Origin of the sequence: Acinetobacter colistiniresistens, assembly GCF_024582815.1 — a bacterium.
Taxonomy (GTDB): domain Bacteria; phylum Pseudomonadota; class Gammaproteobacteria; order Pseudomonadales; family Moraxellaceae; genus Acinetobacter.
In genome coordinates, this window is sequence record NZ_CP102099.1 from 3,319,260 (window position 1) to 3,332,341 (window position 13,082).

A 13,082-nucleotide genomic window follows, 5' to 3' on the forward strand; every position below is an offset into this window, starting at 1 on the left:
TAGTTATCACAGCATTGCATATAAATAGGATTAAACTGATATAAAAATAGTTTAGGTTTAAAAAGTTATTTCTTTGCCTTTTATAGACATAGACTGGGAATAAGATAAACCACTCCCATGCAGGACAAAAGGCGTGTTTTTCCTTCAAAAATTTTCGATCTTTTATAAAAATAATAATTTGTAAGATGACGCAAGCTAGATAAAAAATATAAATCACCTGAAAGCTGAATCCTGCCTTTGCCAATAGCAGACTTCCAAGAAAATTGATCAGTGGTAAAAAATTAGTAGCTTAAAACTTAAGCTATTTAGTTTTTCTAATTCTTGAAGGTTATTCATTTTTTCTGAGTGTCCGGCTCTCTTTTCTTTTAATATTCCATGATTTTATTCATGCATCCATGATAAAGAAAATGCCACTCAAGAGTGGCATTTTCAAGCATTTATATTTTAATTAACCAATAAATTTACGTGCATTGCGGAACATACGTAGCCAAGCACCATCTTCTGCCCAATCTTCAGGCTTCCAAGAGTGCTGTAAAGCACGGAAGTTACGCTCAGGATGCGGCATCATCACGGTTGCACGACCATCTTTAGAAGTTAAACCTGTAATCGCTTCAGGTGAACCGTTCGGGTTCAATGGATAGTGTTGCGTTGGTTGACCCAAGCTATCCACATAACGCAAGATCACTTGGTTCTCAGCATTTAAAGCAGCAATTTGCTGTTCAGTTGCAACCAGACGACCTTCACCATGTGCAACTGCGATTGGTAAAATCGAACCTTGCATATCTTCAAGCAATACAGAAACTGATTTTTCTACGCGAACATTGACTGCACGCGCTTCGAATACTTCTGATGTATTGCGGTGGAAACGGCCCCAATGCTCAGCACCTGGAATTAGTGGTGCAAGTTGCGACATCATTTGACAGCCATTACATACGCCTAAGCTAAAAGTGCTCTCACGATGGAAGAACTGCTCAAACTGGTCACGCAATTTTGCATTGAACAATACTGATTTCGCCCAGCCACCGCCAGCGCCCATCACGTCACCGTATGAGAAACCGCCACATGCCACTAAACCTTCAAAGTCGCTCAAGCTCACGCGACCTGCAAGTAGGTCACTCATGTGTACGTCGATGGTATTAAAGCCGACTTTATCAAATGCAGCCGCCATTTCAACATGACCGTTGACACCCTGTTCACGCAAGATGGCCATATTTGGACGACGGGTATTGATAAACGGCGCTTCAACGGGTTCATTCAAGTCATAGGTTGCTTGTGCAATTAAACCTTTATGATTTTTGTCTGCAATTAAAGCAAACTCTTGATCAGCAGTTTCAACATTATCACGTAAGCGCTGGATCTGATGTGATACCTCAGCCCATGCTTGTTGTAATTCAGCACGCTCTAAAGTTAAACCATTGACAGCCAATTGATCAGTGGTATTGACACGACCTACAACCGCAATTGCATCTTTCAGACTTGACGCTGCAACTTCAACTTCTAACTGTGCCCAATCAGCCGCTGTGATTTGCAGCACAGCACCAATTTCTTCAGCAAATAAGCTTTCAGTGGTTTGATTTTCTAATGCCACACCTAAACGAGATGCGAACATCATTTCCGCGACAGTTGCCAATAGACCGCCATCGCCGATGTCATGGTAAGCCTTGATCACACCACGATTGTTCCAGTCTTGAATCAAGGCAAAGAATGCTTTGAAGTCATCAAAACTATCGACATCAGGGGTTACTGAACCAATGGCTTTATACACCTGCGCAAGGATCGAGCCGCCTAAACGGAACTGCCCTTTAGATAAATCAATACGAACCAATACTGAATCGGCTAAGTTTTTCAATTCAGGCGTTAATGTTTTACGCACATCTAACACTGGCGCAAATGCAGTAATGACACCTGACATCGGTGAAGTCACCGCTTTGTCTTCACCATCATTCCATGTGGTACGCATTGAAAGTGAATCTTTACCAACTGGAATTGCAATGCCTAATGCAGGGCACATTTCCATACCAATCGCTTTCACGCCTTCAAACAAGGCTTGGTCTTCACCTTTTTGACCCGCCGCAGCCATCCAGTTTGCAGAAAGTTTGATATCGCTGATTTGTTCGATGTTGGCACAAGCAATGTTGGTAATCGCTTCAGCAACCGCTAAACGAGCCGATGCAGCAGGATTTAACAAGGCCACTGGTGGACGTTCGCCCATGGCCATTGCTTCGCCTGTGAAACCTTGCAAGCTGGTCGTCGTCACTGCTGCATCCGCAACAGGTACTTGCCAACGACCCACCATCTGATCACGAGCAACCATACCGGTAATCGAACGGTCACCAATAGTGATCAAGAATGATTTAGATGCAACCGTTGGATTTTTCAAAACGCGGAAAATCGCATCTTTCAAATCAACTTTTGCAGCATCAAAGTCATTACCTATGCGCTCAATCGTTTCATAAGCACGTTGCATCCGTGGCGTGCCACCCAACATCACTTGCATTGGGATATCAACCGCATTGTTTTCAAACAATGGGTCTTCAACGGTTAAGTGACGCGCTTCAGTCGCTTCACCCAGTACCGCAAACGGACAACGCTCACGTGCACAAATTTCTTCAAATTGTTCTAAAGATTCTGGACGAATCGCAAGGACATAACGCTCTTGTGCTTCGTTTGACCAGATTTCCATTGGGCTCATACCCGGCTCTAAAGATGGAATCTTACGAAGATTCAATACTGCACCTAACTCATGATCATTCACAAGCTCAGGCATAGCATTGGATAAACCACCCGCACCGACATCATGTACAGACACGATTGGGTTAAAGTCTTCTAAACGCCAGCAGGTATCGATGACTTCTTGGCAACGGCGTTCCATTTCTGGGTTTTCACGTTGTACCGAAGCAAAGTCCAAGCTCTCGCCCATGGTACCGCTGTCTACAGAAGATGCTGCACCACCGCCAAGACCGATCAACATTGCAGGGCCACCCAATACAATGAGCAAGTCACCCGGTTGAATCGCATCTTTTTCAACATGGTCAGGACGAATGTTGCCGTAACCACCAGCAATCATGATTGGCTTGTGGAAGCCTTTCACTTCGCCATTGACATTCTGTTCGAAGGTACGGAAGTAACCATTCAATGCAGGACGGCCGAATTCGTTATTAAACGCCGCACCACCCAATGGACCTTCAATCATGATTTGTAATGGCGATGCCATACGTGAAGGTTTACCGTAGTTTTCTTCCCAAGGTTGTTCAAAACCAGGAATATTGAGGTTTGAAACCGTAAAGCCAGTTAAACCTGCTTTAGGTTTACCACCACGACCTGTAGCACCTTCGTCACGGATTTCACCGCCCGAACCTGTCGCAGCGCCCGCAAATGGAGCAATTGCAGTTGGATGGTTGTGTGTTTCAACCTTCATTAGGATATGAGCGGCTTGGCTCTTATATTTATAAACGAAGTGACCATTTTCATCCGCTTTCGGATAAAAGCGCATAGTGTCATAACCCACGATCACAGACGCGTTATCTTTATATGCTGACAACACATCCGTTGGAGATTCTTTATAAGTATTTTTAATCATCTGGAACAAAGATAATGGTTGTTTTTCACCATCAATTGTCCATTCAGAACCAAAGATTTTATGACGACAATGTTCAGAGTTTGCCTGAGCAAACATCATCAATTCAATATCATTTGGATTACGGCCGAGCTTGGTAAATGCTTCAGTTAAATAATCAATTTCTTGCTCAGATAAAGCAAAGCCAAACTCATTGTTGGCTTTAACTAACGCTTCTTTTCCTTGACCCAAGATATCAATTGAGTTCAATGGCTTCGGTGCGGTTTCTGAGAATAAAGCTTTTGCATCATCAATATGAGCAAAAACACTCTCTGTCATACGGTCATGTAAAGCCAATTTCACTTCATTCGAAATCTCTTTTACACCTTTCAGTGTAAACAGTAGACCACGTTCTAAACGGTGAATTGGGGTATTACAGTTTTGGAAAATATCGGTTGCTTTAGATGACCACGGCGAAATGGTGCCAATACGTGGTGTCACTAAAATCTGGATTTCATCACTTGCAGCTTGGCGAAGTTCGAAAGATTGACCATCGTTTAAAAGTTGTAATGCCGATTGATGTTGCTGCTCGCTGAGCGCTTGATCAAACAAATAAACCCACTGGCTGTCAAAAGATTGAACAGAACTCATTGACGTTAAACGGTTTAAGAGTTGAGCTTTCTTAAAAGAAGAATGTGCTGATGCACCGGCCACGATAAACATGTTGAGTTTGGCTCCACGGGCAGGTCTAACGATCCCACCGCCATGTGACTTATGAGAGAGCGCATATTCTACTGTGAAAGGCGCATTTCAGCTAGCCATATCCATCTTAAAAATCAGAGTTTTCTGCTTCAAATCGCTTAATTTATTGTAGCTTTCCCAATTTTACTTTATTCGTAACAATTCATTTAAATTAATCTAACTAAGCTATATGTTTAAGTTTGGTTGCTTTTCCCTATATTTTTTGACTTTATTATTTCTTTTCAGTTACCCAAATCGTGATATAACCTTTTACAACCGGCTGCCCATCATTTCGTTTGGCGATGACTTCTACCTGCATATCCCCCACCTTCCAATCCTCGTTAATCTTTGCGCTCAGTTGAATATCAGAATTCGCCTTAGAGACATAATCAACATGCATCCCTTTGGGTAACCATCGAAGATGTGCTGGAATTGACGCCTCTACAGCAACGCCCATCACAAACTCTAAACCATTGCAGATTGCAATCACATGTACTGTTCCGATGTGATTTTCAACAGCTCTACGTTTAGACATAACTGCTTGGCAAAAATCGATCTCTAGCTTTGTAATGACCGGGTTAACTGTACGGAAATAAGGAGCAACTCGACTAATGACATTTGAAAGTACCGTTAAACCACCCGGTATTTTTTGTAATATCTGATAGGCAAGCAATACTGTATTTGATTGGAGCTGAGTGTACTTTTTTATCTTGCCATTTAAATCATGGATTGAATTTTTCATTTTAGCTACAGCATGTTCAAATAGCCCACAAAATAACATGTGTATATTAATAGCTATATCGCCCACTAAGCTCTTATAACTGTCAAAAAAGACAGATCAGTGCTTTTACAATTAAGCAGCCAAATTAATTAAGACAACTTATGTCGCCCTACTCTAGTGCTTTAATCTTTTTTTTGGCATGATAAAACTGAATTCATAGTGAATAATGATAAATGGAACAAATGCGTTGGTTAGAATTGCTTTCTGCAATTCGCTTAGGTAGTAAAAAAAGCAGTACAGAATTGGCTCGAAGCCCTTTCCATAAAGATTATGACAGAATTATATTTTCCCAAAGTTTTCGTCAGTTGAATAGAAAAACACAGGTTCATCCACTAACTCAACATGATGGTATTCACACCCGCCTTACTCATTCCCTAGAGGTTTCTTGTATCGGACGTTCACTGGGCATGCTCGCTGCAGAAAAGATCAAAGACGAACTACCAATGTGGATTTCCCCTGCTGATGTCGGGGCAATTATCCAGGCAGCCTGTCTGGCACACGACATTGGTAACCCCCCATTTGGTCATGCGGGTGAATATGCCATTCGTGAATGGTTTGATGATGCTTCGCATCGAGACTTTCTGGCTAGACTCACGCCAGAAGAAGCAGCCGATGTCCGTCAGTTCGAAGGCAATGCCCAAGGACTTCGGCTACTTAGTCGGATTGACTATCACCCTGATGATGGGGGTATGCGCTTAACCTGTGCAACACTCGGCGCCTACTTAAAATATCCGTGGTTATCTAAAACCATCGAAGAACAAGGCGAGATGCCATCACATCAACGGGCAAAATTTGGCTGTTATCAATCTGAAAAAGAAATTTTAAGACAGTTGGCAGAACAGCTGGGTCTTATTCAGCTTGGTGAATACCATTATTGCCGTCATCCATTGACTTATTTATTGGAAGCCGCTGATGATATTTGCTATGCACTGATCGATTTAGAAGATGGCATTATTCTAAATATGTTGAACTATGCCGAAGTTGAACCGATTTTTCTGAATTTAATTGCGGATTATGGTTATCCTGAAGAATTACAATTACCGCATACCACATGGCAGCAAAAAATTGCCGCTCTACGTGGCCGTGTCATGAAACGCCTTGTCGATGAAGTGACCACCGCTTTTGCCAAACATCATTACGAAATTTTAACCGGTCAGCTCAAAGGCAACCTGTTACACTATTGCTCACCAGATATTGAGGCAGGCATTCAGACCGCAAAAAATCTCGCCAGAGACCGTATTTTTGAACATCCCCAGAAATCTGGTTTGGAGATTATTGCACACCAAAGCCTTCAAACGATTTTAGACGCCTTTATCCCCTTGACTATGCCACATAAGACCTTAAGTTTTAAAGAACAGCGTTTGATGTCAATTTTGCAACATTCAGGGGTAAATCTGCAAAACAACCACTATAATAATATTATGCAAGTCTTAGATATTATTAGTAAGTTCTCAGACCACCAAGCCTATAGTCTAGCACAGGAGTTGCAAGGCAATAAGATAGGTTTTTTTTAGTGAAGCGATTTTTTGATGACGGAAAGACATGGAATACTTTTACCCAGTATCCTATTTTAGTTGTATGTCCTTTTTGCCAAAGTCATGCACTGGTAATTCAATACGAACAAAATGATCAAACTGAAAAAAAAATAATTTTTAGTTGTGGATTGTGCTGTAAAACTTTTGACCAAAGCTTACAGCAGCAAAAGAACTTAGGCTATTTTGATGAGATAAACTTAGACATTAATGAAACCTGCTCTTGTAAGCGTGGTAAATATAACTTTTCTCAATCTTATGCTCAGCCGAGTGTTCTTCCGCCTTTTATAAAATTAAGCTGTGATTTCTGCCAAAAAGAAAAAGTATATAATTCACCCTATACGTTATTTATCCATAAAATCCCGAGAAAGACAGGATTTGAAATCAATACAGATCCTTTTTTTGGCTATCGTTTGTATCTCACCACAGAAACAAGGCATGGTCTCATTTTCGTGTATAACACAGAACAATTAAACGATTTGAAAGCTTACATCTCTGCAGAGCTAAGACAGAGAACCTATACCAATAAGAATAAAGCTTACTTAAGCCGCTTACCTTCTTGGATAAAATCCGCGCGAAATCGTAAAGAAATTCTAAAAGCCATTTTGCGTTTAGAACAAATGGCATCTACTATTCAACCATTAACAAATAAGTGAAAGACTCAATGATCGGATGTTTAATTGGCGAAGTGTTTGCCCTAGAAGCCCCAACCGTATTACTCAACGTAAATGGCGTTGGCTATGAAATTGACACACCACTTTCGACATTTTGCCAATTACAAAAAGGACAGAAAGTCACTTTATGGACGCATCTAGTTGTTCGTGAAGATGCTCAGCAACTTTATGGTTTTAGTGATGCACAAGAAAAGACCATTTTCCGTACACTACTCAAAGTAAATGGCGTTGGCCCCAAAATGGCTTTGGGCATTCTATCTACATTAAGTGTTGAACTGCTCATCCACACAATTGAACATGATGATATTAACACCCTGATTAAAGTTCCGGGTGTAGGCAAAAAAACTGCTGAACGATTAATGATTGAATTACGCGATCGTTTCAAAGCGTTGGCGCATTCAACCAGCAGTACCACGAATGCAGCAGTTGCTCAAATTCAATTTATGGCAAATTCACCAGTTGCCGAAGCTGAAGCTGCTTTACAATCCTTAGGTTATAAACCAGCAGAAGCACAAAAAGCAGTGGCAGCAGTTAAAGCAGACTATACTGAATCGGCTGACATTATCCGTGCTGCGCTTAAATCCATGATGAAGTAATAGATATATGCAAGATCGTCTTATTAGCGGAACAGAAAAACCCGAAGATCATTTTGATCGCGCCATTCGTCCAACCTCATTAGCAGACTATATTGGTCAGCCTGTAGTTCGTGAGCAAATGGAAATCTTCATTGGCGCAGCACGTGGTCGTGGTGAAGCTCTTGACCATACCCTGATCTTTGGTCCACCAGGTTTAGGTAAAACCACGTTGGCCAATATTATCGCAAGAGAAATGGGCGGTAATCTAAAGTCAACTTCTGGCCCTGTATTGGAACGTGCGGGTGACCTTGCTGCCATGCTGACCAATTTGGAAGAAGGTGATGTGCTGTTTATTGACGAGATTCATCGTCTTTCCCCAGTGATCGAAGAAATTCTCTATCCAGCCATGGAAGACTACCAACTCGATATTATGATTGGTGAAGGCCCTGCTGCCCGCTCAATTAAGCTAGATCTTCCCCCTTTCACTTTAGTCGCGGCAACAACACGTGCAGGTCTTTTGACCTCTCCTTTACGTGATCGTTTCGGGATCGTACAACGTTTAGAGTTTTATTCAGTTGAAGACCTGACCCATATCGTGACCCGTTCAGCCAACTTGATGGATGTGCCGATTACTCACGAAGGCTCAACAGAAATCGCTCGTCGTGCACGAGGTACACCCCGTATTGCCAATCGATTATTACGCCGTGTCCGTGACTATGCCCAAGTCAAAGGCACAGGTGAAGTAACTCAGGAGATGGCACAACGGGCTTTGGACATGCTCAATGTCGATAAAGCAGGTTTAGATACGCTCGATCGGCGTTATCTCAGCATGTTACTGGAACGTTTTGAAGGACGACCAACTGGTGTTGAAGCTTTAGCCGCAGCCATGGCGGAAGATAGCGGAACGCTTGAAGATGTAATTGAACCGTATTTGATTCAGCAAGGTTATGTGATGCGGACTGCACGCGGTCGTATTGCAACCAATATGGCATATTTACAATTTGGTATGACGCCGCCTGAATAATATTAAATATTTTTAATAAATGCTTCTTATAATGAGATGATTAGAATAGCATATACGTCATTCTAATCATCTCATTATTTTTAGGGTAACAATGAAAATTAAAACATTAACTGCCGTATTTTTGAGTAGCTTATTTTTAACAGCCTGCGGGGGTGGAGGTGATAATGCAAATAACGGAAATTCATTTCAAGGTAAAGAAAGACTAGATTATAGCAAACCAGAAAATCTTGAATTGATTTATGCTCCGATTATCAATTTATCAAGTATTCATGAAAATCAGCTCATTGATACCATTACACTTGCCGAATCCGTTTTTTATTTAATACAAGGTGGAGAAAAAATGGGCTACAAAGCCTTCTGCCGAAATAAAGAAGGAAGCTTTAGCAGAAGTAGTCAAATGGTTACGCTGAATAAATGTGATCTACAGTATACAAAAGATGGCGTGATTCAACCTGTTTCTGAGGAACCAATGTTCCTATCTGGAAGTGTTAGCTCACAAGGATACTGGTCACAGGATAACTTTAAAATCGATACGACACTGAACCAATTTAAAGTAGAAGTTGATAATGAAATAACAACCTTTAATGGAAGCAAAAGTAGTCTATCTTATTATGCTGATACTCGTCCCTTCAAATATGACATTGCTCAAATGGAATTCACATGGGCTGATAAGAAATATACAGAACGCTATAAACTCACAAACTATAGCTTTGAACCTTGGTCAACTGGATCAATTACTAAAGGACGCCTAATTGGGATAAACAATAATAAAGAATTCTCTGTAAATTTTGACAATCAAATCAAATTTGGAAGTGTCGAAGATGCTTTGGCTTTTTATCCAAGCTTTGCGGAGATTTTTATTGAAGACACCAACAACAATAAAAATTCAATCACTATTACCAGAACCACTGACTATAAAGCGTTAATGCGTGCCTATGCGAATGGGACTACCGTTCCTGGCTTTCCTAAAGTCGTCGCTTGGGAAGAACTCAACTATTAAAAAAAAGAGGCCCTTAGATAGGGCCTCTTTTTTTATCTAGGTCAACAATATGTTATTTATTACTATTTCCTTAGCTCTCTTGAGGCAATATCATTCCTGATTGCTCACAGTACGCAAAAATAGGTAATAGAAATGGCCAATCATTTTGAGTTCAACATTCGCGTTTATATCGAAGATACAGATGCAGGCGGTATCGTTTACCATGCCAACCATATACGTTTTATGGAACGTGCTCGTACCGAATGGTTACGTGCAGCTGGTGTTGATCACTACTGGCACCAAAAAGATTACAGCTTCGTGGTACATCAGATTCAGGTCAAATATGTACGCCCAATATTAATGGATGATTTAATTACCGTTACAGCACGTGTTATTTCGTGTAAAGCCGCATCTTTTGTGTTGCAACAAAATATTTATCGTGGTGAAATCTTGCTGGCTTCAGGTGAGGTTGTGTTGGCATGTTTAAATAAAGAGTTAATGCCACGTCGACTTCCTGATGAAATTCGTGATCTAATTCAAAAAGAGTTAGCACAGGACTAAAATAAACTTTCGGCACAGCGACTTATGGCAACTAACTTAGAATCTTCCCTGCATATTTCTGACCTAATTTTACAAGCAAGTCCTGTTGTACAACTGGTCATGCTGATCTTACTTCTTGCTTCAATTTTTAGCTGGTATTTGATCGCTAAATTACATATGGGCTTTAAAAAAGCAGAACAAGAGGATGAGCATTTTCAAAAAATGTTCTGGTCAGGTGCCGAATTAAATACCCTTTATAACAATGCACAACTCAATTCTAAGCGCCGTGGTCTAGAAGATATTTTCTACCAAGGCTTAGGTGAGTTTTTCAAATTACAGAAACGTAAAGCCGATACCAATCAAACCATCGAAGGAACCGAACGTATTCTTCGTGTTGGCCTAAGCCGTGATCAAGGTGGTCTAGAGCAAGGCTTAGGTTCGCTTGCCAGCATCGGCTCTGTTGCTCCTTATATCGGCTTATTCGGTACGGTCTGGGGCATTATGAATGCCTTTATTGGTCTTGCTGCCGTTGATCAAGTGACTTTGGCAACTGTTGCACCTGGTATTGCAGAAGCCCTCATTGCAACTGCAATTGGTTTATTTGCAGCAATTCCTGCGGTACTTGCGTTTAACCACTTTACCGCTAAAGGTGAATCAACCTATTCAGATCGTGCCTTATTTGCAGAAGAAATGGTTGCTCTTTTACAGCGCCAAGCGATTGGAACGACACAGGAAGATGCATAATGGCGATTCAACGATCTGGACGTTTTGAACGCATTAAAAAGCCACTCAAAAGTGATATGAACGTCGTTCCTTATATCGACGTGATGTTGGTGTTATTGGTCATTTTCATGGTGACAGCACCTATGATCACCAGTGGTATTAAAGTAGATCTACCTCAAGCCAATAATCACCCTATCGAGTCCAAAGATACGCCTGCTCTGGTAACGATTGGTAAAGATGGCAATATCTTTTTGCAATACCAAGAACATAAAGGCAGCGACCCTCTTTCGCTCAAAGAACTGGAAAATGTTTTAAGTGAAGCTCAAACTCAAGCAGAGCAAGACAACAAACAACTGACAGTTTTGGTTAATGGTGATAAATCTCGTCCATATGGTGAAGTGGTTTCACTCATGGCGAGCCTACAAGAAGCAGGCCTTACCCAAGTCGGCTTACTGACAGAGCCGTTAAAATAAGCTATGAAAAAATTTAAAGAGCCACCTTTTAAACAAAATGCGATTGCGCTGGGTTTCACGCTCGGCGTCCATGCAATCGCGATTGTTGGCTTACTGTTTTTAGGCTTGAGTAAACCACCTGAACAGCCTAAAAAACTCACCACTATTTTGGTGAAGCCAGAAGATTTACCTCAGTCTTTACAGCAACCAGAACAACAAGTCACAGCAAATCACCAAGCTGAACAGGTTGAAAGTCCAATTGTTGATAAGACCTTGCCTGAGAATATTCCCGTAATTCCTCCACTGCCAACTGCGCAACAGCTTGCTGCTGAAAAGCAAAAAGCTGAACAGGCTCAGCAAGCCAAGCTTGCCGAACAAAAACGTAAAGCCGATGAAGCTGCGCGAGCTCAGCAGGTTGAAGAACAACGTAAACTCTCAGAAGCGCAAGCACAAAAACAACGTGCAGACGCTGAAGCCAAACGCCAAGCTGAGGTAAAGGCGAGAACAGAGGCTGAAAAACATAGAGCTGAACAATCTGCCAAAGCCGAGGCGGAAGCCAAAGCACGCCAAAAAGCGGAACAAGATGCGAAATTAAGACAGCAAAAAGCTGCCGAGAACGCAAAACTTCAAGCCCAGCAAGATGCAAAACGCAAAGCAGAAGCTGATGCCAAGGCTCGTGCTGAAGCCGATGCAAAACGCAAAGCAGAACGAGATGCGAAAGCAAAAGCTGAGGCGGACGCAAAACGTAAAGCCGATGCTGATGCCAAAGCTCGCGCGGAAGCCGATGCAAAACGTAAGGCGAATGCAGATGCAAAAGCAAAAGCTGAGGCTGATGCAAAACGCAAAGCTGATGCTGATGCAAAACGCAAAGCCGATGCTGATGCAAAACGCAAAGCTGATGCTGATGCGAAGGCAAAAGCAGACGCTGATGCTAAGCGTAAAGCTGATGCAGACGCAAAACGTAAAGCCGATGCAGATGCCAAAGCAAAAGCGGACGCTGATGCCAAACGCAAAGCCGATGCAGATGCGAAACGCAAGGCCGATGCAGATGCCAAAGCAAAAGCAGACGCTGATGCGAAACGTAAAGCCGAAGCTGAAGCAGATGCCAAAGCGGCTGCAGCCAAAAAAGCGGAACAAGAAGCAGCTCAGAAAAAGGCTGATGCAAAACGTGTGGCTTCAACGGCTAAACGCGACTTTGAACAAAAAATCTATCGGGCTTGGAATATGCCATCGGGCTCTTCAGGACAACGTGCCAGCGCACGTGTAACCTTAAGTGACAGTGGTGCAGTACTTTCTGTTGTTGTTTCTGCAAGTGATCCTGATGTGAAAGCCAGTGTAGAAGCAGCTGTTCGCGCCGCAGCACCCTACCCAATGCCAGATGATCCTGTTGCCCGCCGTGAAGCAAGAAGCTTTACTTCAAGTTTTACTGCAAAATAGTAATGAATAGTTAACGTTACATGCTTTTAATAGCACAAAGCATGTAACTATGTTAAATAATCAACAGC

11 protein-coding genes are annotated in these 13,082 nt (G+C 41.9%); 9 read left to right on the plus strand and 2 right to left on the minus strand.

The window, feature by feature from the left end:
• Positions 1-448 precede the first annotated feature (448 nt).
• Entirely contained in the window at positions 449-4,279 is a 3,831-nt protein-coding gene (purL, locus tag NQU59_RS15945; RefSeq protein ID WP_257064041.1) for a phosphoribosylformylglycinamidine synthase, read from the minus strand.
• Between the two features lie 250 nt (positions 4,280-4,529).
• A complete protein-coding gene (locus NQU59_RS15950) occupies positions 4,530-5,039 on the minus strand; it encodes a hotdog fold domain-containing protein (RefSeq protein WP_026040125.1) in 510 nt (169 codons plus the stop codon).
• Positions 5,040-5,251: 212 nt separating this feature from the next.
• Between NQU59_RS15950 and NQU59_RS15955 the strand changes: the two genes are divergently transcribed.
• The 9 genes from NQU59_RS15955 (at position 5,252) to tolA (ending at position 13,014) form a co-directional block, all read left to right on the plus strand.
• Positions 5,252-6,592: a deoxyguanosinetriphosphate triphosphohydrolase gene (locus NQU59_RS15955; protein ID WP_257064042.1), complete on the plus strand. Its 1,341-nt coding sequence runs from the start codon at positions 5,252-5,254 to the stop codon at positions 6,590-6,592.
• Positions 6,592-7,266 (plus strand): hypothetical protein, encoded by a 675-nt coding sequence (locus NQU59_RS15960; protein WP_257064043.1) that lies wholly within the window; start codon positions 6,592-6,594, stop codon positions 7,264-7,266. Before NQU59_RS15955 ends, NQU59_RS15960 begins: the two co-directional genes overlap by 1 nt.
• An 8-nt stretch (positions 7,267-7,274) precedes the next feature.
• Positions 7,275-7,880: a Holliday junction branch migration protein RuvA gene (gene ruvA / locus NQU59_RS15965; protein WP_004654590.1), complete on the plus strand. Its 606-nt coding sequence runs from the start codon at positions 7,275-7,277 to the stop codon at positions 7,878-7,880.
• Positions 7,881-7,887: 7 nt separating this feature from the next.
• On the plus strand, positions 7,888-8,883 hold the full coding sequence (ruvB, locus tag NQU59_RS15970) for a Holliday junction branch migration DNA helicase RuvB (protein ID WP_005242691.1): 996 nt from the start codon (positions 7,888-7,890) through the stop codon (positions 8,881-8,883).
• A 91-nt stretch (positions 8,884-8,974) separates the two neighbouring features.
• Positions 8,975-9,883 carry a hypothetical protein gene (locus tag NQU59_RS15975; protein WP_257064044.1) on the plus strand — a complete coding sequence of 303 codons (909 nt, stop codon included), beginning with the start codon at positions 8,975-8,977 and terminating at the stop codon, positions 9,881-9,883.
• A gap of 132 nt (positions 9,884-10,015) precedes the next feature.
• Positions 10,016-10,423 (plus strand): tol-pal system-associated acyl-CoA thioesterase, encoded by a 408-nt coding sequence (gene ybgC / locus NQU59_RS15980; RefSeq protein WP_005242693.1) that lies wholly within the window; start codon positions 10,016-10,018, stop codon positions 10,421-10,423.
• A gap of 24 nt (positions 10,424-10,447) precedes the next feature.
• Entirely contained in the window at positions 10,448-11,146 is a 699-nt protein-coding gene (gene tolQ / locus NQU59_RS15985; protein WP_005242694.1) for a protein TolQ, read from the plus strand.
• Positions 11,146-11,598, plus strand: a complete 453-nt coding sequence (tolR, locus tag NQU59_RS15990; RefSeq protein ID WP_257064045.1) for a protein TolR — start codon at positions 11,146-11,148, stop codon at positions 11,596-11,598. The genes tolQ and tolR overlap by 1 nt, the downstream gene beginning before the upstream one ends.
• A gap of 3 nt (positions 11,599-11,601) precedes the next feature.
• Entirely contained in the window at positions 11,602-13,014 is a 1,413-nt protein-coding gene (gene tolA, locus NQU59_RS15995; protein WP_257064046.1) for a cell envelope integrity protein TolA, read from the plus strand.
• Positions 13,015-13,082 lie beyond the last annotated feature (68 nt).

Bases quoted from the DNA above. Each gene is read 5' to 3' on its own strand.
- purL (WP_257064041.1), bottom strand. From the start codon at position 4,279: ATGTTTATCGTGGCCGGTGCATCAGCACATTCTTCTTTTAAGAAAGCT.
- NQU59_RS15950 (WP_026040125.1), bottom strand. From the start codon at position 5,039: ATGAAAAATTCAATCCATGATTTAAATGGCAAGATAAAAAAGTACACT.
- NQU59_RS15955 (WP_257064042.1), top strand. From the start codon at position 5,252: ATGGAACAAATGCGTTGGTTAGAATTGCTTTCTGCAATTCGCTTAGGT.
- ruvA (WP_004654590.1), top strand. From the start codon at position 7,275: ATGATCGGATGTTTAATTGGCGAAGTGTTTGCCCTAGAAGCCCCAACC.
- ruvB (WP_005242691.1), top strand. From the start codon at position 7,888: ATGCAAGATCGTCTTATTAGCGGAACAGAAAAACCCGAAGATCATTTT.
- NQU59_RS15975 (WP_257064044.1), top strand. From the start codon at position 8,975: ATGAAAATTAAAACATTAACTGCCGTATTTTTGAGTAGCTTATTTTTA.
- ybgC (WP_005242693.1), top strand. From the start codon at position 10,016: ATGGCCAATCATTTTGAGTTCAACATTCGCGTTTATATCGAAGATACA.
- tolQ (WP_005242694.1), top strand. From the start codon at position 10,448: ATGGCAACTAACTTAGAATCTTCCCTGCATATTTCTGACCTAATTTTA.
- tolR (WP_257064045.1), top strand. From the start codon at position 11,146: ATGGCGATTCAACGATCTGGACGTTTTGAACGCATTAAAAAGCCACTC.
- tolA (WP_257064046.1), top strand. From the start codon at position 11,602: ATGAAAAAATTTAAAGAGCCACCTTTTAAACAAAATGCGATTGCGCTG.